We start from the raw sequence: 22,197 nt of genomic DNA, 5'->3' as shown, positions 1-22,197 counted from the left end.
GCCGCGCGCCAGCCGCCCGCATGTTTGAAGGACAACGGAAGATGATGAGACTTTTGCGCCATCCGGAAGTCCTGGCCGGCTTGCTGTTCATCATTCTGGGCAGCGCCTTCCTAGCCGTTTCGGCCGGCTATGAGGCCGGAACTGCGCGCGAAATGGGCCCCGGCTATTTTCCTCGGCTGCTCAGCATCGTGGTGATCGTCCTCGGCCTGGCGCAGATCATCCATGCCACGGCAAAATCGCAAGGCCGCGAGGCTGCCGGGAGGCTCAATTTCCATTGGCGGCCCGCGCTCCTAGTGCTTGGCGGCATGGCGCTGTTCGCGCTGATGCTCAACAGCCTAGGTCTCATCCTCGCCACCCTGGCGCTGGTCGTGGCAGCAGGCTTGGCGGTTCCCGGGCGGCGGCTCGAGATTGCCATCACCGCCGTTGTCTTGGCTGCCTTCAGCGCGCTCGTCTTCGTGAAGGCGCTGGGCGTCCAGATGCCTCTGTGGCCGGAGGGTTTCTAGTTGGATCTGTTCTCCCACCTCGCGACCGGATTCAGCGTCGCCGTCTCGCCCATCAATCTTCTCTACTGCCTGTTCGGCGTAACGGTGGGCACGCTGGTCGGAATCCTGCCCGGTATCGGTCCCATCGCCACCATGGCGATGCTGCTGCCCATCACTTTCGCGCTCGATCCGGTCTCGGCGCTGATCATGCTCGCCGGCATCTATTATGGCGCCCAATATGGCGGATCGACCGGCGCCATCCTGCTCAAGCTGCCGGGCGAATCTTCCGCCGTCATCACCACGCTCGACGGTTACCAGATGGCGAGGAAGGGGCAGGCCGGGCATGCCTTGTCGATTGCCGCCATCGGCTCGTTCTTCGCCGGCACGGTCGGTACCTTGCTGCTCGCCGCCTTCGCGCCGCTTCTCGCCAAGGTCGCGGTGCAGTTCGGCGCAGCGGAATATTTCTCGCTGATGATTCTCGGACTCGTGGCGGCGATCGTGCTGTCCTCCGGACCTTTGCTGCGCGCCTTGTCGATGGTCGTCCTCGGCATGCTGTTCGGTCTTGTCGGCGCCGACATCAATTCGAGCGTCGACCGCTTCACCTTCGGCTTGCCGGAATTGTCCGGCGGCATCAATTTCGTCGTCGTGGCGCTCGGCCTGTTCGGCATCGCCGAGATCCTCACCAATCTCGAAAATCCGGAAGAGCGGCGGCTGGTGTCGGACAAACTGACCGGCCTGTGGCCCGACTGGGCGGTGCTGCGGCAGGCGGCGCCAGCGATGCTGCGCGGCTCGGCGCTCGGATCCGTGCTTGGTGTCCTTCCCGGCGGCGGCGTGACGATGGCGTCATTCGCTTCCTATGCGGTCGAGAAGAAAGTCGCAACCAATCCGGGCCGCTTCGGCCATGGTGCGATCGAGGGCGTCGCCGGGCCCGAATCCGCCAACAATGCGGCGGCGCAAACCTCCTTCATCCCGCTGCTGACGCTCGGCATTCCCTCGAATGGCGTCATGGCCATGATGATGAGCGCCATGCTCATCCACAATATCCAGCCCGGCCCGCAGGTGATGACACTGTCGCCCGACCTGTTCTGGGGGCTCATCGCCTCGATGTGGCTCGGCAACCTCATCCTGGTCATCCTCAACCTGCCGCTGATCGGAATCTGGGTCAGGCTGCTGCGCGTTCCCTATCGCATCCTGTTTCCGGCCATCGTGCTGTTCTGCTGCATCGGCCTCTACAGCGTCCAGACCACCGTCTTCGACATCTTCTTCGCCATCGTCTTCGCGCTTCTGGGCTATGCTTTCGCCAAGCTCAGATGCGAGACCGTTCCCTTCCTGCTCGGCTTCATCCTGGGGCCGATGCTGGAAGAGAATCTGCGTCGGGCGATGCTACTCTCGCATGGCGATCCGTCGGTCTTCGTAACCCGGCCGCTTTGCGCCTTCATGCTGTTCCTGGCGGCGGGGCTTCTCCTGATCGCCGTCATTCCCACCATCCGCCGCAAAAGAAGGGAAGCGTTTCAGGAAGGCTGAAGGCCAGCGGCGGGCTGAGAACCATCAAAGATCGATCCAAGGGAGGATATGAGATGAGTATTGCCAAAAAACTGCCAGTCACCCGTCGCCATGCGAGCGCGATGCTGGGAACATTCTTCCTGACCCTGGCCGCGGGCGGTGCCCAGGCGCAGGACTGGAAGCCGGATCGCCCGGTGACGCTGATCGTTCCCTCCGCTCCCGGCGGCGGCCATGACAACAATGCGCGCATCCTGGCGAGCGTCATGGAGAAATATGCCGGGCAGGTGATCACGATCATCAACCAGCCGGCGGGCGCCGGCGTCGTCGCCTATAATGACATGATGAAGGCGAAGCCCGACGGTCTGACGATCGGTCAGGTGTCGGTCTCGATCGTCTCCGATCAGTTCCGCATCAATGGCGTCATCTACAACAAGGACACCTATGCCTATCTGGGTCAGATTTCGGCCGACCAGAATGTCCTTGTGGTGAAGGCCGATGGTCCATATGGCAAGATGGATGTGCGGCAGTTCCTTGCTGCGGCAAAGGAAAATCCCGACGCGATCGCCTTCGGCGTCTCCGGCAACTGGACCAATCACGACTATACGCGTTTTCAGATCGAGGAAGCCTCAGGCGCCAAGTTCCTGCGCGTGCCGATCAAGGGCGGGAGTCAGATCGTGCTGTCTATGCTGTCGGGCGATGTGCATGCCGGCGCCCTCTATCCATCCGAGATCAAGGCGCAAGTGAGCGCCGGCGCCCTCAAGATGCTGGCCCATAATGGCAGTGCGCCGCTCGAAAGCTGGCCCGATGTGCCAAGCTTCACATCCTTCGGGCTTGCCGTGAATCTTGAGATCTGGCGGGCCTTGGTCATGCCTCAGGATACGCCTGAGGAGATACTGGCCGGGTGGCGCAATATCCTGGCGCAGACCATGGCGGATCCCGACATCAAGGCGGGCTATGCCAAAGCCGGCATCGGCTATGCCTATCGCGATGCTGCCGACACGGCGAAGCTCGTCGCCGATGCCGAAGTGGCCTATAAGGACATCTCGGCCAAAGCGGGCGTGACGAAGGAGTAAAGCACATGAGTTACGTCCAGGTCGCCGGCTTCACTGATCTGTGCGACCTGGCGGATTCATAGGCCGCCTCGACCAAAGCATAGGTCTTGAGGTTGTCCTCGCCCGACGTATCGGCGGCCAGCCCGTCGCGGAAGCGCTCGAACATGTGGCGGCTGGTGTGGAGCACCGCTTCCTGCGACACGTGCCAGGGCCTCGAGGTCCAGGCGAGGAGGGGGCCGCCGATCGCTTCCTCAAAGCTCAGCCCATGGGTGGTGACCGTCATCTTCTCGCCCCTGGTCACGATGATCGAGCCGCCATCGCCTTCGATCTCGAGCAGCGTTTCGGGAAAGGGATCATCGCCGCGTCTGGCGGCATAGGTCGCCTCGACGACCGAGACAGCGCCCGATGCATGGCGCATCATGATGGTGGCGGTGTCCTCGGCCTTGATCTTGGGGTTGCGCTTCTGCGTCTCGCAGCTCAGATGATCCACTTCGCCGAGAAAATAGCGCGCCAGATCGAGGACATGGATGCCGACATCCTGGATCACCAGCCTGTCCTCCTCGGCGAGATAGGGCTGGCCGCGATAGACGTCGAAGCCGGTGCGCCAGGAGAGCCTGGCCCAGGTCGGCCGGCCGATCGTTCCCTGATCCAGCACCTTCTTCACCTGGCGCATGCTGGTGGCGAAGCGGAAATTCTCGTGAATGGCGAGCCAGGCCTTGTGCCGGCGTGCCGTGTCGACGATGGCGACGCATTCTTCCCAGCTGGGCGCCAGCGGCTTCTGCACGATGGCGCCGATACCGCGCTCGGCCGCGATGGCGGCCAGCGCCTGATGGGTGTCCATGCGGGTGGCGATGTCGACAAGCTCGATCCTCACCTCATCCAGCATCTTCGCCATGTCGGTGAACCAGGGTACGCCGAACTGGCTGCCTGCCGCTTTCGCCCTGGCGGGATCGCGGTCGCAGACGGCGCTGAGGAGAGCGCCCTCCGGCCTGAGGTCGGACCAGGCATGGAGATGGTTCTGGGCATAGAAGCCGCAGCCGACAATGCCCACAGCCACATTTTTCCGCTCTCCCATCAGCCCGATCTCCTCTTCCGCGGTATGACAGCCTAACATGCTGATTGCCAGACACCCCCAAGTCAACTAGGCTTTGCAGGTCCGGGGACATCCCGGTGAACGCCAAAATAGGCGAATTGGGAGGAAATCCATGAAAATCGTGACGCGTGCAGCGGCCGCGGCCCTTTTGCTGGGGACGGCAGTGACCATGTCGGCCTTCGCCCAGGACAAGGTCACCATCGGCTATTCGGCGCCGGGCCTCGTCGGCGCCCAGGCGCAGATCCAGGCCGGGCTGGTGAATGCCGGCAAGGCCAAGAGCTGGGAAGTCATCACCACCACCTCAGGCGGCGATGCCCAGAAGCAGCTCAATGACATCAATGATTTCATCGCGCAGAAGGTCGCCGCGATCGTCGCCGTTCCCGATGATTCCGCCGGCGTCTGCCAGGCGGTCAAGGCGGCGAAGGAAGCCAATATTCCCTTCTACACCATCGACCGGGCGCCGCAGGGCTGCGAGATCGACATGGTGGTGCTGTCGGACAATTATCTCGCCGGCAAGCAGTCGGGCGAGGCGACGGTCGACTATCTCAAGAGCAAGCACGGCGCGGCCAAGGGCAAGGTGCTGGAGATCACCGGCAATCTGGCACAGAACGTGGCGCAATTGCGCGGCGGCGGCTTCAATGACGTGCTGAAGCAATATCCCGATATCCAGGTCATCACCAAGGTGGGCGACTGGGATTCCGCCAAGGGCGTCGACATCGTGCGCGACGTGGCCTCGACCGAAGCCGATCTCGATGCGGTCTACATGCATTCGGACTGCGTCTATGCGGCGGGCACGGTGCAGACGCTGAAGGAAGTCGGCAAGGACGCGGCGGCGGGCGACAAGGCCCATATCTATCTGGCCGGCGTCGATGGCTGCCTCGGCACGCTCGACCTCATCCGCTCAGGCTCGTTCGATCAGTCCTCCAACCAGCCCATTCCCGATTTCGGCGTGCTCGCCGCCGACTTCATAGAGAAGAAGCTCAAGGGCGAGGCGGTCGCCCCCTCGACCATCGAGAAGGAAGGCGCCTTGTGGTCGCCGGCCCGCCTCGAGAAGGCCGATGTCGGCCTGCAGCTCTTCCTCGCCACCACATCGGTCGGCAAGGCGAATGTCGATGACGAAAGACTGTGGGGCAATATCGAGAAGAAGATGGGCGCGCAGTAATCTCCACCGACTGAAGCCTTCAAAATCGTTCCCCTTCTCCCGCGCGTAGCGTGGGAGAAGGTGCCCGAAGGGCGGATGAGGGCTCTTTCTTCTGCTGCGCGTTGCAGATCGGGATCAATGCAATATTCAGATGCATGCAGTATACCTTTTACGTTGCTTGAGAGATACAAAGAAGAACCCTCACCCGGCCTTCGGCCACCCTCTCCCATTGCTTCGCAACGGGCGAGGGGGAAACGTTGCGAAACCTAGCGGGATGGACCAATTGCACCGAACCGCGGCCGGCTTATCGAATACAGATTTCTCAAGCGCACAAGACAGGGCGGCGACATGAGCGACACGCCAGAGGTCGAGCTTCGCGGGATCATCAAAGACTTTCCGGGCGTGCGGGCGCTGGACGATGTGTCCTTCACGGTCGCTCCCGGCGAGATCCATGCGCTGGTCGGCAAGAACGGCGCCGGCAAATCGACACTGATGCATATACTGACCGGCCTCTATGCGCCGGATTCGGGCGAGATCCTGTTCCGCGGCAAGCCGCATGACCGGCTCACCACGGCGGCGGCCAAGGCTGCCGGCATCGCCATCGTTTCCCAGCATGCGAAATATGTGCCGGGCCTTTCCATCGCGGAAAACATCTTTGCCGGGGCCCTGCCGCTGAAGCGCGGCGGCTTCGTCGACTGGGCGCGCATGAAGCGCGAAGCCGCCATGCGGCTTGAGCGTTTCGGCCTCGATCTCGACGTCACGAGGCGCATGGAGGAGACCTCCGTCGCCGAGCGGCAGATGATCGAGATCGCCCGGGCGCTGTTCGCCGATGCGCGCGTCGTCATCCTCGATGAGCCGACGGCACCCTTGCCCAAGCATGACGTGACGAGGCTGTTCGGCTTCGTGCGGCGCCTCCGGGACGAGGGTGCCTCCTTCATCTATATCTCGCACTATCTCGAGGAAATATTCGATGTGGCGGATCGGGTCACGGTGATGCGCAATGGCCGCGTCACCGGCACCGCCAATATCGCCGATATCACCCAAGCGGAGCTGATCCGGCTCATCAGCGGCGTCGATGTCGAGCGCTACCGCAGGCCGCCCGCTGCCGCGGGCGCCGCGGTGCTGGAGCTTCGGGGCTTGAGCCGTCCGGGACACTACAGCGATATCGACATCAGCTTCCGTTCGGGCGAGATCGTGGGCCTGACAGGCCTCGAAGGCAGCGGCCCGGGCGCCCTGGTGCGCGGCCTGTTCGGCCTGGAGCCTCAGGGGCAGGGCCGCATGTCGATCGATGGCAGGCCCTATGCGGCGGAAAGCCCGGTCGCGGCGCTGCGCCAGCGGCTTGCCTATCTGCCGCGCGACCGGCATGGGCTCGGCATCATCGGCATCCGCTCGGTCAGGGACAATATCTCGCTCTCGATCCTCGCCAAGCTCCAATCCATGCTGGGCCTGATCGATGCAAGACGCGAGGACGCGCTGGTCAGGGATTATATCGCCCATCTCGGCATCAAGACCCCGTCGGCCCGCACGCATGTGGAAAATCTCAGCGGCGGCAACCAGCAGAAAGTCGTGGTGGCAAAGCTCGCGGCGACGGAACCCCGCATGCTGTTCCTCGACGAGCCGACGCAAGGCGTCGATGTCGAAGCCAAGGTCGAGATCCTGCGCATCATCGACGATCTGAGCAAGCGCGGGGTCGCCGTGGGCGTCGTCTCCGACGAGCTCAGTGAGCTCATGGACATATGTGACCGCATCATCGTGTTCTATCGCGGCCGCATCGCGCGGGAATTCAGAAAAGGCAAGGACGAGATCACCACCGGCAAGCTCCTGGCCGCAATCGAGGGCGATCTCATGGAGGCTCAGCAATGAAGCGCGATTATGTCCCGGCCATCCTGGAGAACCTGATCTGGTTCATCCTGGTGGCGGTGTTCCTGTTCTTCATCTTCCAGTCGCCCTTCTTCCTCACCTCCGTCAACATCACCAACATCCTTTCGGCGGCGGCGGTGCTGGGCATATTGGTGGTGGGGCAGACCTTCGTGCTCATCACCGGGAATTTCGACCTGTCGTCGGAATCGACGCTCGGCCTCGCGGCGCTGTTCGGAATCTGGCTGATCGTGCCGGCGCTGGCACCCAACTGGGGCGGCGGCCTCCTGCTCAATCCCTATCTGTCGATCGTCATCATCCTCGCGATGGGCGCCCTCATCGGCTGGGTGATCGGGCTTCTCATCACGGTGGGCAAGATGAACAATTTCATCGTGACGCTGGCGATGCTTCTGATCCTGCGCGGCACGATGCTGGCCTTCACCCAGGGCAATGCGACAAGCGGTCTCAATTTCCCGCCCGCCGACATCTTCTACTGGCTGGGACACGCGGCCGCGATCGACATTCCGGGCGTCGTCAAGATCCCGGTCGCTGTGCTCGCCACCGCGCTGGTGTTCGTCACCGGCCATGTGGTGCTGAACCACCGCCGCTTCGGCCGCGAGCTCTATGCGATCGGCGGCAACAAGGCCGCCGCCATCGCCTCCGGCATCGACGCCGACAAGCGCATCAGGCAGGTCTATGTCATCAGCGGCATGCTCGCCGCCTTAGGGGGCTGGATGCTGGCCGGGCGCGTCGCCTCGATCCAGGTCAATCTCGGCGAGGGCTATATCTTCACGGTGATGGCGGCAGCCGTCATCGGCGGCGTCAGCCTGCAGGGCGGACGCGGCACCATGCTGGGCGCGCTGGGTGGCGTCCTGCTGCTCTCGACCATCGACCGTGGCCTCAATCTGATGAAGGTGTCGGTCTTCTGGATCAAGGTCATCCAGGGGCTCATCATCATGCTCGCCATGTTCATCGACGCGCAGCGCGTCCGCTACCGGGCCCGCGCGACAAGCGAGGCCAAGGCCGATGCGGTGGTATCCGAAGCCGGCAAGCGCTAAAGGTCCAGCCGCCATGTCGTTCACCGTCATCCGCCGCCGCAAGATCCATGAAGATGTCGCCGCCCAGATCGAGCAGGCGATCATCTCGGGCACCTATGCCGAAGGCGACCAGCTGCCGCCCGAGCGCGAGCTGATGGAGCGCTTCGGGGTCGGCAGGCCCGCGGTGCGGGAAGCCCTGCTGCTGCTCGAGCGCAGCGGTGTGGTGCAGCTTTCGGCCGGCGAGCGGGCGCGGGTCGTGCATCCCACCATCGACGGGCTCGTCGACCAGATATCGGCTTCGGCCCGCCACTTCCTGGCGACATCGGCGGGCGAGCGCTCGCTGCAGGAAGCCCGCCGGGTGTTCGAATCGGCCATTGCCCGCCATGCGGCGGAAGTCGCGACGGCAGAGGAGATTGCGGGGCTGGGGCGGGCGCTCGAAGCCAACCGCCGGGCGCTTGTGGCGCTCGAAGACTTCGAGGTAACGGATGTCGCCTTCCATCTGGCGATCGCCGAGATCGGCGGCAACCAGGTGTTCAGCGCCATGCATCGCGCCATCGTGGGCTGGCTGGCGCTGCAGCGGCGTGTGTCGCTGAAGGTGCCGGAGGCGCTGCCCGATGCGCTCAAGCATCACGAGGCCATTTATGCAGCGATTGCGGATCACGCGCCGGAGCGGGCCTGGCAGGCGATGAACGCCCATATAAGGGCGGTCGAATACTGGTACGAGCAGGGCAAAGCGGACTGAATCGCCACCTCAGATTGTCAAGATGAGCGATCCTGCACCCAGGGCATGTGTCTTTGGGTTATTGTGCGCTGCAAAAGATCAAGCCAGCTGACTTTATGCGCTATAGGCATGACGTTTTCTTCACAACGACTTCATTTGCGCCTGAGAAGCGCCGGATCGGTATCTTTACTGTCCCTTTCCATTTGTGTCCGGACTGTGTCTTATTTACGGTAAATCTAGTATTTTCAATATTATACGTTCTGTTTCGACACCCGGAAGGGGGTGATTAACGAGACATGAATGGTGATATGAGTTTTATGCATGCCTGCATTCACAGGATGCCACTGGTGTGGAACCTGGGGCCTCACATATAAGGCCCGTGCTTGTGCGGTGCACAAGATCAGTTAACACCTCACCGGGTGCGATTGCCGAGGGGCCGTTGGTCCGGTGTGACGAACAAGGAGCAGACCATGACCACGACCACTCTCACCCGCGAAACCAGCCGCAATGGCGCTCGCGTTGTCCCCGACTTCCTGACCCGCGTTTCGAGCCGCGTCGTCAGCTACGTCTCGCGCAGCCGCGCCGAGCGCCAGCTGCAGGCCCTCGATGACCGTCTCCTGGCCGATATCGGCATGCGCCGTTCGGAAATCCACCGGATGGTCTGGGGCAACTAAGGACTTTCCGGAGCAACTCCCCGGAGTTTCTCTAGCCAAGCTCCCAGCCGCCTCCAACGGTTGTACCAACCAGACGCCCGTGGCGATTGCGCCGCGGGCGTTTTGTCTTTCCGGCCCTCTCGAAAACGAGGGTCGACCAGTTGCCGATGCGTATGGGCGGGCGCGGAACGAGGCCGCGATTGCGATAGGCAGCGCGCACCGCCTGTTCCTGGTCGCGCGTCAGGCCGGACAGAATCAACGCGCCGCCCACAGCCAGGCTGAGACTCAGATCGCCGGCGAGCGCGATCAAAGGCCGTGCCAGGATATTGGCGAAGATCAGGTCATAGGGCGCCTTCTCGGCGATGCGGCGATGCCGCAGACCCGCCGCGGTCAGGCCGGCGACGAGATTCGTGGCGCCGTTGATGCGCGCATTCGCCAGCGTGACATTCACCGCTTCCGGATCGATGTCGCTTGCCGTCACGGCGCGGCGCAGCGCCTTTGCCGCCGCCAGCGCCAGCACGCCCGTGCCGCAGCCGACATCGAGAATGCGCCGCGGCAGCCGGCGCTTGAGCACATCGTCGAGCGCCAGGAGGCAGCCCGAGGTGGTGCCGTGGTGGCCCGTGCCGAAGGCGGTCCCGGCATCGATCTCAAGCGCGATGCCGCCATCGCGGCGCCGCGCCCGGTCATGCGAGCCATAGAGGAAGAAACGCCCGGCGACGACCGGCGCCAGGCCTTCGAGCGAGCGGCGCACCCAGTCGACATCTGGCAGGGGAGCGATCGAGCCTTTCACCCGGCCGGGCAAAGCGGAGAGACGGCCCGCCGCGCTCTCGGCTTCAGCCTCCTCGGCGAAATAGGCCACGACATTCCATATTTTGAGATCTTCATCCGTCTCGTTGAGCGTGACGGCAAGCGGCGCCGGCTCGAAATCTTCCACGAGTGACGCCAGCTCACTGGCCCGGCCCTCGCTGAGATTCTCTATGGTCAAGGTAAACTGCATGAGGGCTAAGTAGCGCGACGCGCCGGAAAGAAAAAGCCCAGGTCGATCGGCGTGCCCCGCGCATAAATTTCAGGCAGGCAGGTGCCTGTCTTACGCCAAGATATCTGTGGCACTCCTGCCGCAGTGGACGAGAAATCGGCAATGACAGGCCATTGTCCGCTGCTGCTGCAAGGATAATGAGGCAAACTGCAGGCAATCCACTCTCATGCAGACTGAAGGTCCAGCGTCATGAAAAAGTCCCTGCTTGCGGCGACGGCGATCCTCGCGCTCAATCTCTTCGTGGTGAATGCGCGCGCCGCCGATGTGGCCGAGGCGGAAAGGACCGTCTTCTATGTCAGTCTGTTTGCCGGCGCGAGCATTCTTGACGATGTCGACACGAAAGTCGATTTCGGCACCTATGACCGTGGCTACAGCGTCGACACCAGGACCGGCTACCTGCTGGGCGGCGCCATCGGCCTGCGGATATGGGATCCGTTGCGCGCCGAGGTCGAGATTTCCCATGCGCGATGGAAGGCCAAGAGCTTCGAATATGAAAACACGCTGACCTATGATGCGAGCGGTCATCTGAGCGCCACTTACCTGCTCGGCAATCTATGGATCGACATCCCGACCGATTCGGCCTTCACACCCTATGTCGGGGGCGGCGCCGGTGTCGCCTGGGCCGACGGCGATACGAGATTTGAGGGCGAGGATATCCGTTATGCCGATGGCGAGCTGGGCTTCGCCTTCCAGCTGGGCGGCGGCATCGCGCTTGCCGTCACGGACCAGCTCAGCCTGGATGTCGGCTATCGGTTCAAGGGCGTTCTCGACATCGACTTCGACAATGGCATTGGGGCGCCACAAGACTTCGAGGGCGGCGATCTCTATTCCCACAACGTGCAGGCGGGTGTGACCTTCGGTTTCTGAAGGCCGCCGAGACACAGCGTCCCCATGGAGGAGCTAGCGGACCGCCAGATCGCCGAGCGCCGTGAAGAGGGGCGCCAGATGCGCTTCGTAATTGGCCCAGCGCCTGACGGATGACTTGTAGATCGGCTGACGCACCTGCCAGCGGCTGATGGTGCCGACAGTGCGGTCGGTCTCGTGATAGTTCAAGCAGGCGTCATTCCAATCGAGGCCCAGATGCGCGATGAGCCGGCGCGAGGCGGGCTCCTGCGCGTCGGTCAGCTCTTCATAGGAATGCTCAAGGATCGGCAGCGGCAGGACGCGGCGCCAATGGCCCATGAGCCGGTCATATTCGCGGTAATAGAGGCCGACATTGGTGAGATCGGCATTATAGCCATGCGTCTCGGAGAACTGGTTCATGAAGCACGACACGCAGGTGTCGATGGCGTCGCGGCGGCAATGGACGATGCGCGCTTTCGGAAACAAGAGTGCGATCAGCCCGAGCATCTCGAAATTATGCGGCATCTTGTCGGTGACGCGCGCGGCCTGGACCGACTGCTTGCGGAGGCGGCGCAGATACCGGCCCGCGATCTCGCGCGACTGTCCGGCGGTCATCGCCTTCAGGCCGGCAACGAAGTTCTCCGGATGCGCATAGGCGAAGCCCAGCATGCTGGCGATCTGGCGGATGTCGGACAATTCGCCCGCGCCATGGACCTCAGGGTGGCTGGCGGCGATCTGCTCGGTGAGCGTGGTGCCCGAGCGCGGCATGCCGATGATGAAGACCGGCAGCTCGGAGGGATCGCCGAAACCTTTCCGCTCATGGAAGAAGAGGGGGGTGAACAGGCCGGCGAGCGTATCGATCGCCTTGCGGTACTGGACGATGTTGAAGCGCCGGCCGCTGATTTCCTTGGCGGTGCGGAAATGCATCATGGCGTCGTCATAGCGCCTGGCGTCATTGCACATCTTGCCCAGCGCGTGATGGAAGCTCTCGCGCTCGCCATCGGAAAGACCGGTGCGCGTGATGATGGCCGCGAGCTCGGCCAGTTCCGGATCGCCGTCATTGAATTTCCGGGTCGAGGACAGGCCCTGATAGGCGCGGGGCAATGAATGGCCGGCCGCGATGGCGCGGCGGAAATGCGCCGCCGCCTCGTCCATGCGGCCGAGATCACGCAATGTCTCGCCGAAGCCCACCGCCACGAGGGGATGATCGGCGGCGATGCGTTCGGCGCGCTCGAGGAAGGGCAGGCCGTTCGATGCCTTGCTGTTGCGGCGATAGGCGCGGGCGAGATTGCACAAGGCTTCGATGAGGCTGGGTGCCGCCTCGACAGCCTTGCGCAAGGTCGCGATGGCCTCGTCCATATTGCCGCTGTCGAGATAGGCGGTGCCGAGATTGCCGAGATAATGCGGATGCCTGGGCCGCCGCTTCACGGCGCGCTCGAAATAGTCGACGGCGACATCCATCTGGTTGGCCTCGACCGCCAGCGTGCCCATGAGATGGAGCGCATCGGGATGTTCGGGCAGACGGTGCAGGATGCCCTGATAGATGCGCTCGGCCTCGATGAATTTCCGCTGGCGCTGCAGATCGACGCCGCGCTGCAGCGCCTGCAGGACCTCGGGCGCATTCTCGGCTGCGAGGTTTGGTTTGGGCGCAGACCTGGGGGCGGCTGGCGGCGATGCTCCGAAGGAAGGAAAATCAGCCTTGCGCACGCAAATGTTCCTTATCGCCCGTTGACTATTCAGCCGCCTCGCGGGCGAGGAAGCCGCCGGACTGGCGCCGCCACAGATCGGCATAAAGCCCGCCCTGGCGCAAGAGCATGTCATGCGAGCCTTCCTCGACGATGCGGCCCTTGTCCATGATGATCAGGCGGTCCATGGCGGCAATGGTCGACAGGCGATGCGCCACGGCGATGACGGTCTTGCCTTCCATCAGGCTGTAGAGGCTTTCCTGGATGGCCGCCTCGATCTCCGAATCAAGCGCGCTCGTCGCCTCATCGAGGATGAGGATGGGCGCGTCCTTGAGCAGCACGCGGGCGATGGCGACGCGCTGGCGCTGGCCGCCCGACAATTTGACGCCGCGCTCGCCGACATGCGCCTCGTAAGCGCGCCGGCCCTTCGGGTCGAGGAGATGCGGGATGAACTCATCGGCATGGGCGCGCCTCGCCGCATCGACGATCTCGTCCATCGTCGCTTCCGGCTTGCCATAGGCGATGTTGTCCTTGACCGAGCGGTGCAGCAGGGAGGTGTCCTGGGTGACCAGGCCGATCTGCTCGCGCAGGCTCTCCTGGGTGACCCTGGAAATATCCTGGCCGTCGATCAGGATGCGTCCCTGGCGCAGGTCGTAGAAGCGCAGCAGGAGATTGACGAGCGTCGATTTGCCGGCGCCGGAACGGCCGACAAGGCCGACCTTCTCACCAGGCGCTATGGTCAAGGTGAGGTCGTCGACCACACCGCGGCCATCCGCCTCGACGGCCTTGCCGTAGTTGAAGCTCACATCATCGAAGCTGATCCTGCCCGAGGTCACCTGCAAGGGCCTGGCGTCAGGAGCATCGACGAGGCTGCGCTCGCGCGCGATGGTCTCGATGCCGTCCTGCACGGTGCCGATATCCTCGAAGAGGCCGGCAACTTCCCACAGGATCCAGTGGGCCATGCCTTGCATGCGCAAGATGAGGCTGACGGTGAAGGCGAGCACGCCGGTGGTCACCGCATCGAGCGTCCACAGCCAGATGGCGAGCGTCCCGGTCGAGAACAGCAGCAGCGCGTTCATGACATTGAGCGCCACCGTCATGCGCGTCGTGGTGCGCAGCGAATTGTAGACGGTATCGAGCATGTGGCTCAGGCCGTCTTTGGCATAGAGATCCTCGCGGTCGGCATGGGCGAAGAGCTTGACGGTGGCGATATTCGTGTAGCTGTCGACGATGCGGCCGGTGACCATGGAGCGCGCATCGGCCTGCGCCTTCGACGCCTTGCCGAGCAACGGCACGAAATGGCGCATGATCAGAAGATAGGCCACGAACCACAGGACCAGCGGCACCGCGAGGCGCCAGTCGCTGGCGGCGAAGGCGACGACCGCGCCGGTGAAGTAGACGCCGACATAGACCAGCACTTCGGTGATCTTCATCACCGTGTCGCGCGTGCCCATGGCCGCCTGCATGACCTTGGTGGCGATGCGGCCGGCAAAATCGTTCTGGAAGAAGTCGACGCTCTGGCGCAGCACATAGCGGTGCGCCAGCCAGCGGATGCGCATGGCGAAGTTGCCGATGAGCCCCTGATGGACGACGGCTTCATACCAGAATTTCAGGACCGGCAGAACGACGAGCACGAGGACGGCCATGACGATCAGCCGCGAACCATGGTCTTGCCAGAAGGTCTCGCGATTGGCGGTGCTCAGCCAGTCGACGAGGCTGCCGAGGAAGGAGAACAGCGCGACCTCGATCAGGGCGACGGCCGATGCGAGCGCCGAGCAGATCAGGATCATCGGCCAGAACGGCCTTGTGTAATGCCAGACGAAGCCCCACAGCGTGTCGCCGGGCTTTTCGGGTTTCACAGGCGGAAACGTATCGGTCCGGCTTTCCAGCCAGCTGAAAATACGCTCGAACACGGTTTTGCTCCAAAAACAAACGCTTCGCCTCAGAGTGCGCGATCACTCCAAGGCTCCAGAAGCGTTCAAGCCGGAGGCTGCACCCTCCGGAAACTCGTGGCGGTCTTATAGCCGAGCGGACATCGGGAGGGAAGCGGGGCTTGCTGCCCCATCGGCATATCCGGGAAGCCTGGATGGCCGGGTCAGGCCCGGCCACATGAAGGAACCCCGCCGCAGGAAGCGACGGGGTTCCTCAAAGTAACTCAACTAACTCGGAACCGACCGTATTACTGGTTGGTGGTTCCTGTGCCGTCCTGCGGGGCCGGGTTGGCCGGCTGTTCGGGCGTCGGCGTCGCGGGCTGCTCACTGCTGCCCTGTGGGGCCGGCTGCTCGCTGCTGCCCTGCGGCTGAGTCGGTGTCGGTGTTGCCGGCTCCTCGGGCGCCGGTGTGGCCGGCTGTTCCGTGGTCGTGCCGGTCGTCGGCGACGGCGGGGTGCCACTGCCGCCCCACAGGAAGAAGGCTGCAATCAAGGCCAGAACCACCAGACCGCCAATGATCCAGCCGGTGCTGCTCGAGCTGCTGGAACGGATTTCATTATACTGCAGATTCGGATCGACCTTGTCCTTCTGCCGATATTGAGGATTCGTATCCATTCTCGTCTCCCATCAAATGGACGATGCCCCGATAACGTCGCCGGCGACGTAAGGTTCCCTTTTCATGGAATTAAAAAATCCAGTTATATCATAAGCATAAATCATTATTGGCCAGCCGTCGCAAGCCGGTCACATAGGCATGGCCGATCATGGATAAATGCGTGCCTCGATTTTTGCACCCATGCTAACGAGGCACTCGCCATGGCTTCCTACAAGCGTATCATCCCGCTCGTCGTCGCGTCCGCCCTTTTCATGGAAAACACCGATTCAACGGTGATTGCGACGTCGCTGCCCGCCATGGCGGCCGATCTCGGCGAGGATCCCGTCGTCCTCAAGCTTGCTTTCACCACCTATCTTCTGGCGCTCACCGTCTTCATCCCGATCAGCGGCTGGTGCGCCGACCGGTTTGGCGCGCGCAACGTGTTCCGTGCCGCCATCGCCGTGTTCACTTTGGGTTCGATCGCCTGCGGACTCTCGACCTCGCTCGAAGGGTTGATCGCGGCGCGCGCCCTCCAGGGCCTCGGCGGCGCCATGATGGTGCCGGTCGGCCGTCTCATCATTCTCAGGACCGTGTCGAAGAGCGAGATGGTGACAGCGCTGGCGACACTCACGATTCCGGCGCTGCTCGGGCCGGTGCTCGGGCCGCCGCTCGGCGGCTTCATCACCACCTATTTCCACTGGCGCTGGATCTTCTGGATCAATGTGCCGTTCGGCGTGCTCGGCATCGTGCTGGCGACCATCCATATGCCCGATATCCGCGAGGAGGGGGTGGCGCCGCTCGACGCACTCGGCTTCGTCCTCTCCGGCCTCGGGCTTTCGACGCTGGTCTTCGGCGCGACGATCGTGGGGCGCGATATCCTGCCCGTCTATGGCGCGCCGGCGCTGATCGCGACCGGCGTCGTGATGACCGGCCTCTACATCCTGCATGCGAGACGCAGGACGAAACCCATCCTCGACCTGAATCTCCTCAAATTCCCGACTTTCCGCTCCGGCGTGATAGGCGGAAGCCTGTTCCGCATCGGCGTCGGCGCCATCCCCTTTCTCCTGCCGCTGATGCTGCAGCTCGGCTTCAAGCTGACACCGTTCCAGTCGGGCAGCCTCACCTGCGCGGCGGCGCTCGGCGCGCTCGCCATGAAGTTCTCGGCGGCACGGATACTGAAGCGCTTCGGCTTCCGCAGCGTGCTGGTGTTCAATGCGGTGGTGGCGGCCGCCTTCCTCGCCATACAGGGACTGTTCACGCCGGAAACGCCGCATCTCCTGATTCTTGCCGTCCTGCTCGCCGGCGGCTTCTTCCGCTCGTTGCAATTCACATCGCTCAATGCGCTGGCCTATTCCGATATCCCGCCGCGCGACATGGGCTCGGCGACGAGCTTCTACATCGTGGCGCAGCAGCTCTCGCTCGCGGCGGGCGTGGTCTGTGCGGCCTCGGTGCTCGAGATTGCCCAGCATGTGAGAGGCGATCTCACGCTGACGGTGGCGGATTTCTCCTTCGCGTTCTTCACCGTGGCGCTGATCAGCGCCTTCTCGCTGTTCTCGCATCTGCAACTTGCGCCCGATGCCGGCGCGGAAGTTTCCGGCCGCGGCGTCGTGAAGGCGCAGGAGACGACTTGAGTTTTCCTTAGGTCACACTGTTTCATTCCCGTACAGAATTTTCCCTGTAGTTCGGCTGCTACTTCAAAAAAGCGTCATCGCGCCGCGTTTTCGTTAAGGACGGTGTGCCCGTGCGCTGTGAATCGACGAACATTGCGGGTAGGGTGGGGCAGCGGTGGATATTTGAGGGGGCTCAAATGAAGCTATTCCTGCTGATGGGCGTGTCGGCAGCGGCGCTCGTAGCGCTCGGTCCAGGTGTGTCGAAAAGAGCCGAGGCAGCCTGCTCGGGCCTGCCGGGAACGGCGGGACCGGATACGATTGTCTGCGACGGCAATGCGCCCGACCCCACGGCGTTCTTCAATACGGGAGCCGGTGCCGACAGCGTCACGATCACCGGCGGCACGATCACGGTCGATGCCGGCGATATTGACGGTCAGCCTGGAATAGGCGCGGTCAGCGTCAGGCAGGAAGACGGCGCCGACCGGTTCGAGATCAGCGGCGGGACCGTGCAGGGTGCGGTCATCCAGGGCGCCGACATAGACACATTCGTCATGTCGGGTGGGCAGATCGCCGCTCTCAATCAGGGATCGGGCCTCGATGTGGCGCAGATCAGCGGCGGGCGCATCGTAGGTCTGTTCTTCGCCGGCGATGACGTCACCATGACCGGTGGGCAGATCGGTACCGTCGATCTCGAACAGGCCAACAATATCCTGCGCCTGTCGGGCGGCACCATCGACACCGATGTTCTCGCCCAACAGGGCGCCGATACGCTGATCATGTCAGGCGGATCAATCGGCGGCACGGTGAACTTCAGAAACGGCAACAATATTTTCTTGGTCACCGGCGGCAGCATCGGCGGCGATGTGCAGAGCGGCACGGGCACCGACAGCTTCACATGGGATGGCGGCGGCACGATCGGCGGCAGCGTGACGCTGGGCGACAACGACGATATGGGCGTCTTGCGTAACCTCACCGATGCGATGATCGGCGCCACGGTTGTCGATGGGCAGACCGGCATCGATACGCTCACCTTCGAGGCGACCACGGCAACCTGGACGGCGGCGCGGTTCCTGAACTGGGAGAATGTGAATCTCAACGACGGCACGGCGCTGACCGCGACCGGCGTCATCACCCTCGGCGATGCCGGCACCGGAACCGGTACGCTGCAGATTGATTCATCGAGCACGCTTTTCGCCGCCAATGCGAGTTTCTCGGCATTGAATCCCGCGACGCCGGCGATGCTCATCAATGCCGGCGCCATCGACCTCACCAATGGCGCCGGCGCCACCGACACCTTCACCGTCAACGGGCAATATACCGGCAATGGCGGTCGTGTCGTTCTCGACACCGTGCTGGGCAGCGATGGCTCGGCATCGGACAGGCTCATTCTCGCAACCCTGCCGGCGACGGGCACCACCGGGCTCGAGATACGCAATCTCGGCGGGCCGGGTGCGCTCACCACCGCGGACGGCATCCTGGTCGTCGAGGAGCAGGGCGGCGCTTCCGCCGGCGCTGCCTTCTATCTCGCAAGCCCGGCCGCCGCCGGTGCTTTCGACTATCTGCTCTATCAGGGCAATCTGGCGGGCGATGAGCCCAACAACTGGTATCTGCGCTCGCAGCTCATCGATACCGGTCCCAATGCCGAACCACCTATCCCGCTCTTCCGGCCGGAAGTGGCGGTCCACTCGGCGGTGCCGCCCCTGGTGCGCGAGCTCACCACGACCATCCTCGGCACGTTCCATGAGCGGCGCGGCGAGCAGGCGCTGTTCGCTGACGGCAAGGACAACCGCTTCTGGATGCGCGGCTTCGCGCAGTATCTCGACATGTCATGGAGCGGAACGGTCGATCCCTCCTTCGAAGGCTCGGTCTTCGGCTTCCAGGCCGGCGCCGATCTCTATCGCAAGAAAACCGAAAGCGGGCATGTGACGGCCTTCGGCCTGTTCATCGGCTATGGCCGGCTCAATGGCGATGTCGAAGGCTTCGCCCAGGCGATCGAGAATTTCGACGCGGGCCGGGCGCCCGTCGACGGCTACAGCATCGGCGCCAATGTGGTGCATATCGGTCCTTCTGGCTGGTATCTCGACGGCGTCCTCATGGGGACGCTGCTCGACGGCAAGCCGCATTCGGATCGCGGTGTTTCCTCCGACCTGGATGGCGATGTCGTCACCGCGTCGCTGGAGGGCGGATTTCCCATCCCGCTCGGTGAAGGATTCGCGCTCGAGCCGCAAGCCCAGGTCATCTGGCAGCATGTCGATATCGACGACGGCGAAGATGATTTCGCCGAGATCCGCTATGACACGCCCGATACGTTCAGCGGCCGTATCGGCGCCCGCCTGACCGGGACCTTCGGTGCCGATGGCGGCGCGTCATGGCAGCCTTATCTCAAGGCCAATCTCTGGTATTCGCCGTCCGAGACCGACAAGATCAGCTTCGATGCCGATGACGTCGAGACCGAGATCGGCACGACGGCGGTCGAGGTCGGCGGCGGTGTCGTTGCCGCGCTCACCGAAGATGTTCGCTTCTTCGCCACCGGCGATTATCTCTTCGATGTCGGCGGCGAGAAGAAGGAAGCGGTCGAAGGCAATCTCGGCCTGCAGCTGATGTGGTGAGATCAACTCCGCTCGACGAATGAATCGAGCACGCGCTTCTCGCCGGCCTTGTCGAAGTCGATGGTGAGCTTGTTGCCGTCGACATGGGTGACGCGGCCATAGCCGAATTTCTGGTGGAAGACGCGCGCGCCGCGCTCGATATTCTGGCCCTCGGTCTCGCGCGCCACCAGCTGCCCTTCGATGATATGGGGCGCCGAGCGCATTGCATCGCCCCTCGCATAGGCCTTTTGGGCACGCTGCCAGCCGGGCGTGTCATAGGTGTTGGAGAAGGGCGTGGTGCGCTCCTCGAAGCGGCTCTGGCCATAGGAGCCGAGGCCATAGCCGCCATAGGAATTCGCCATCGGCGCCACCTCGACATGGGCCTCCGGCAATTCGTCGATGAAACGTGACGGCAGGCTCGACTGCCACAGATTATGGACGCGGCGATTCTGGGCGAAGGAAATGGTGGCGCGGCGCTTGGCGCGGGTGATGCCGACATAGGCGAGGCGGCGCTCCTCCTCGAGGCCGGCGCGGCCCTTCTCGTCGAGCGAGCGCTGATGCGGGAACAGGCCTTCCTCCCAGCCGGGCAGGAAGACGGTGCCGAATTCAAGCCCCTTGGCGGAATGCAAGGTCATGATGTTGACCTTGTCCTCGCTGGCGCCGGCATCGGTGTCCATGACGAGGGCGATGTGCTCGAGAAAACCCGCCATGGTCTCGAACTCGCCCATAGAGCGCACCAGCTCCTTCAGGTTCTCGAGCCGTCCTTGCGCCTCCGGGCTCTTGTCGTTCTGCCACATGGTGGTGTAGCCCGATTCATCGAGGATGATCTCGGCGAGGTCGACATGGGGCAGGCCGGTCAGCTGCTGGCGCCAGCGGCCGAAGGACTCGAGCAGCGAGCGCAGGGCGGAGCGGGTCTTGGCCGGCAGCTCGTCGGTCAGGCTCAGCAATTCGGCGGCGCGATAGAGCGAAACGCCTTCCTTGCGGGCATGTTCATGCATGCGCTTGACGGAAGTGTCGCCGATGCCGCGCTTCGGCACATTGATGATGCGCTCGAAAGCAAGGTCGTTGTCGGGTGACGCGGTCACCTTGAAATAAGCGAGCGCGTCGCGCACTTCCTGGCGCTCATAGAAGCGCGGGCCGCCGACGACGCGATAGGGGATGCCCAGGGTGATGAAACGATCTTCGAAGGCGCGCATCTGGAAGGACGCGCGCACCAGGATCGCCATGTCGTTGAGCTTCTCGCCCTTGCGCTGCAGCTGCTCGATGTCCTCGCCAATGGCGCGGGCTTCCTCATCGCCATCCCAGTGCGAGCGCAGGGTGAGCTGCTCGCCATCCTCGCGCTCGGTCTTCAGCGTCTTGCCGAGGCGGCTTTCGTTCTTGGCGATCAGTCCCGAGGCGGCGCCGAGTATCTGCGGGGTGGAACGGTAGTTGCGCTCGAGCCGGATCACCCTGGCGCCCGGAAAATCCTTCTCGAAGCGCAGGATGTTGTCGACCTCGGCACCGCGCCAGCCATAGATCGACTGGTCGTCATCGCCGACGCAGCAGATGTTCTTGTGGCCCTGGGCAAGGAGCCTGAGCCACAGATACTGCGCCACATTGGTGTCCTGGTATTCATCGACCAGCATGTATTTGAAGCGGCGCTGATATTCCTTCAGCACGTCGGGATGGTCCTGGAAGATGTGCAGGACCTCGAGCAGGAGGTCGCCGAAATCGACCGCATTCACCACGCGCAGCCGCGCCTGGTATTCGGCATAGAGCTCGGCCCCGCGGCCATTGGCGAAGGAGTGCGCCTCGCCCGCCGGGACCTTGGCCGGCAACAGGCCGCGATTCTTCCAGTTGTCGATGAGGGAAGCGAGTTGGCGGGCCGGCCAGCGTTTCTCGTCGATGTCGGAGGCATCGAGGATCTGCTTCAGGAGGCGGATCTGGTCGTCGGTGTCGAGGATAGAGAAGCCGGATTTGAGCCCCGCCAATTCGGCATGGGTGCGCAGGATCTTGACCCCGATGGCATGAAAGGTGCCGAGCCAGGTCATGCCCTCGACCACGCCGCCGATCAGGTGGCCGATGCGCTCCTTCATCTCGCGCGCCGCCTTGTTGGTGAAGGTGACGCAGAGGATCTGGCCGGGCCAGGCGCGGCCGGTGGCGAGGATATGGGCGAGCCGCGTGGTCAGCACCCTTGTCTTGCCGGTGCCGGCGCCGGCCAGCACCAGGAGGGGGCCATCCGTCGTCTCGACGGCGGCACGCTGCTCGGGATTCAGGCCCTTGAGATAGGGGGCTTCGGCGCCGGCGAGCGCGCGCTGGGACAGGCCGCCAGGCTTCTGCGGGGCGGGGATTTCATCAAAATCGCCAATATCAACGGGACGCGACGTCATAT

The 22,197-nt window shown here is 63.4% G+C and carries 17 protein-coding genes; 11 read left to right on the top strand and 6 right to left on the bottom strand.

From position 1 onward, the window contains the following. The first annotated feature begins 41 nt into the window (after nt 1-41). The 3 genes from DT068_RS24595 to DT068_RS24585 are packed head-to-tail and all read left to right on the top strand — an operon-like array spanning nt 42 to nt 3,058. Nucleotides 42-503, top strand: coding sequence for a tripartite tricarboxylate transporter TctB family protein (locus DT068_RS24595; RefSeq protein WP_162914428.1), 462 nt, complete (start codon nt 42-44; stop codon nt 501-503). Next, nucleotides 504-2,006 (top strand): tripartite tricarboxylate transporter permease, encoded by a 1,503-nt coding sequence (locus DT068_RS24590; RefSeq protein ID WP_119392544.1) that lies wholly within the window; start codon nt 504-506, stop codon nt 2,004-2,006. A gap of 53 nt (nt 2,007-2,059) precedes the next feature. After that, entirely contained in the window at nt 2,060-3,058 is a 999-nt protein-coding gene (locus DT068_RS24585; RefSeq protein ID WP_119392543.1) for a Bug family tripartite tricarboxylate transporter substrate binding protein, read from the top strand. Between the two features lie 10 nt (nt 3,059-3,068). Here the strand turns inward: DT068_RS24585 and DT068_RS24580 are convergent, their stop codons facing one another. Continuing rightward, the gene (locus DT068_RS24580) at nt 3,069-4,112 is read right to left on the bottom strand and encodes a Gfo/Idh/MocA family protein (protein ID WP_119392542.1); all 1,044 of its coding nucleotides are present in this window, start codon (nt 4,110-4,112) and stop codon (nt 3,069-3,071) included. Between the two features lie 130 nt (nt 4,113-4,242). Between DT068_RS24580 and DT068_RS24575 the strand changes: the two genes are divergently transcribed. The 5 genes from DT068_RS24575 (at nt 4,243) to DT068_RS24555 (ending at nt 9,560) form a co-directional block, all read left to right on the top strand. Next, nucleotides 4,243-5,292: a sugar ABC transporter substrate-binding protein gene (locus DT068_RS24575; protein ID WP_119392541.1), complete on the top strand. Its 1,050-nt coding sequence runs from the start codon at nt 4,243-4,245 to the stop codon at nt 5,290-5,292. A gap of 327 nt (nt 5,293-5,619) precedes the next feature. After that, on the top strand, nt 5,620-7,134 hold the full coding sequence (locus DT068_RS24570; RefSeq protein ID WP_119392540.1) for a sugar ABC transporter ATP-binding protein: 1,515 nt from the start codon (nt 5,620-5,622) through the stop codon (nt 7,132-7,134). Then, the gene (locus tag DT068_RS24565; protein ID WP_119392539.1) at nt 7,131-8,186 is read left to right on the top strand and encodes an ABC transporter permease; all 1,056 of its coding nucleotides are present in this window, start codon (nt 7,131-7,133) and stop codon (nt 8,184-8,186) included. The genes DT068_RS24570 and DT068_RS24565 overlap by 4 nt, the downstream gene beginning before the upstream one ends. Nucleotides 8,187-8,199: 13 nt before the next feature. Continuing rightward, nucleotides 8,200-8,907, top strand: coding sequence for an FCD domain-containing protein (locus tag DT068_RS24560; protein ID WP_119392538.1), 708 nt, complete (start codon nt 8,200-8,202; stop codon nt 8,905-8,907). Nucleotides 8,908-9,356: 449 nt separating this feature from the next. Beyond that, the gene (locus tag DT068_RS24555; protein WP_119392636.1) at nt 9,357-9,560 is read left to right on the top strand and encodes a DUF1127 domain-containing protein; all 204 of its coding nucleotides are present in this window, start codon (nt 9,357-9,359) and stop codon (nt 9,558-9,560) included. A gap of 31 nt (nt 9,561-9,591) precedes the next feature. Here the strand turns inward: DT068_RS24555 and DT068_RS24550 are convergent, their stop codons facing one another. Then, nucleotides 9,592-10,524, bottom strand: coding sequence for a 50S ribosomal protein L11 methyltransferase (locus DT068_RS24550; RefSeq protein WP_368905125.1), 933 nt, complete (start codon nt 10,522-10,524; stop codon nt 9,592-9,594). A gap of 240 nt (nt 10,525-10,764) precedes the next feature. Here DT068_RS24550 and DT068_RS24545 point away from each other — a divergent pair, with 240 nt between their 5' ends. Continuing rightward, a complete protein-coding gene (locus DT068_RS24545; RefSeq protein ID WP_119392536.1) occupies nt 10,765-11,442 on the top strand; it encodes an outer membrane protein in 678 nt (225 codons plus the stop codon). Nucleotides 11,443-11,475: 33 nt separating this feature from the next. Here the strand turns inward: DT068_RS24545 and DT068_RS24540 are convergent, their stop codons facing one another. The 3 genes from DT068_RS24540 to DT068_RS24530 form a co-directional block, all read right to left on the bottom strand. After that, nucleotides 11,476-13,125, bottom strand: a complete 1,650-nt coding sequence (locus DT068_RS24540) for a tetratricopeptide repeat-containing sulfotransferase family protein (protein WP_162914427.1) — start codon at nt 13,123-13,125, stop codon at nt 11,476-11,478. A gap of 25 nt (nt 13,126-13,150) precedes the next feature. Then, on the bottom strand, nt 13,151-15,016 hold the full coding sequence (locus tag DT068_RS24535) for an ABC transporter ATP-binding protein (RefSeq protein ID WP_368905123.1): 1,866 nt from the start codon (nt 15,014-15,016) through the stop codon (nt 13,151-13,153). Nucleotides 15,017-15,282: 266 nt separating this feature from the next. Next, on the bottom strand, nt 15,283-15,648 hold the full coding sequence (locus DT068_RS24530; protein ID WP_119392534.1) for a hypothetical protein: 366 nt from the start codon (nt 15,646-15,648) through the stop codon (nt 15,283-15,285). A 201-nt stretch (nt 15,649-15,849) separates the two neighbouring features. On the opposite strand from DT068_RS24530, the gene DT068_RS24525 reads away from it, so the two are divergent. Beyond that, a complete protein-coding gene (locus tag DT068_RS24525) occupies nt 15,850-17,259 on the top strand; it encodes an MFS transporter (RefSeq protein ID WP_119392533.1) in 1,410 nt (469 codons plus the stop codon). Nucleotides 17,260-17,435: 176 nt separating this feature from the next. Beyond that, complete coding sequence (locus DT068_RS24520; RefSeq protein WP_119392532.1) at nt 17,436-19,847, top strand: autotransporter family protein; 2,412 nt, start codon at nt 17,436-17,438, stop codon at nt 19,845-19,847. A 2-nt stretch (nt 19,848-19,849) separates the two neighbouring features. Here DT068_RS24520 and DT068_RS24515 read toward each other — a convergent pair whose 3' ends face one another. Continuing rightward, nucleotides 19,850-22,195 carry an ATP-dependent helicase gene (locus DT068_RS24515; protein ID WP_119392531.1) on the bottom strand — a complete coding sequence of 782 codons (2,346 nt, stop codon included), beginning with the start codon at nt 22,193-22,195 and terminating at the stop codon, nt 19,850-19,852. Between the last annotated feature and the right edge of the window lie 2 nt (nt 22,196-22,197).

It is taken from the genome of Taklimakanibacter lacteus (assembly GCA_003576695.1).
GTDB lineage: Bacteria > Pseudomonadota > Alphaproteobacteria > Rhizobiales > Aestuariivirgaceae > Taklimakanibacter > Taklimakanibacter lacteus.
Note: the sequence above shows the minus strand (reverse complement) of the source record. Positions and strands in the feature narration are given on the sequence as shown.

Excerpts from the sequence above, each read along its gene's own strand:
- DT068_RS24595 (WP_162914428.1), top strand. The coding sequence starts at position 42 with ATGATGAGACTTTTGCGCCATCCGGAAGTCCTGGCCGGCTTGCTGTTC.
- DT068_RS24585 (WP_119392543.1), top strand. The coding sequence starts at position 2,060 with ATGAGTATTGCCAAAAAACTGCCAGTCACCCGTCGCCATGCGAGCGCG.
- DT068_RS24580 (WP_119392542.1), bottom strand. The coding sequence starts at position 4,112 with ATGGGAGAGCGGAAAAATGTGGCTGTGGGCATTGTCGGCTGCGGCTTC.
- DT068_RS24575 (WP_119392541.1), top strand. The coding sequence starts at position 4,243 with ATGAAAATCGTGACGCGTGCAGCGGCCGCGGCCCTTTTGCTGGGGACG.
- DT068_RS24570 (WP_119392540.1), top strand. The coding sequence starts at position 5,620 with ATGAGCGACACGCCAGAGGTCGAGCTTCGCGGGATCATCAAAGACTTT.
- DT068_RS24565 (WP_119392539.1), top strand. The coding sequence starts at position 7,131 with ATGAAGCGCGATTATGTCCCGGCCATCCTGGAGAACCTGATCTGGTTC.
- DT068_RS24560 (WP_119392538.1), top strand. The coding sequence starts at position 8,200 with ATGTCGTTCACCGTCATCCGCCGCCGCAAGATCCATGAAGATGTCGCC.
- DT068_RS24555 (WP_119392636.1), top strand. The coding sequence starts at position 9,357 with ATGACCACGACCACTCTCACCCGCGAAACCAGCCGCAATGGCGCTCGC.
- DT068_RS24545 (WP_119392536.1), top strand. The coding sequence starts at position 10,765 with ATGAAAAAGTCCCTGCTTGCGGCGACGGCGATCCTCGCGCTCAATCTC.
- DT068_RS24530 (WP_119392534.1), bottom strand. The coding sequence starts at position 15,648 with ATGGATACGAATCCTCAATATCGGCAGAAGGACAAGGTCGATCCGAAT.
- DT068_RS24525 (WP_119392533.1), top strand. The coding sequence starts at position 15,850 with ATGGCTTCCTACAAGCGTATCATCCCGCTCGTCGTCGCGTCCGCCCTT.
- DT068_RS24520 (WP_119392532.1), top strand. The coding sequence starts at position 17,436 with ATGAAGCTATTCCTGCTGATGGGCGTGTCGGCAGCGGCGCTCGTAGCG.
- DT068_RS24515 (WP_119392531.1), bottom strand. The coding sequence starts at position 22,195 with ATGACGTCGCGTCCCGTTGATATTGGCGATTTTGATGAAATCCCCGCC.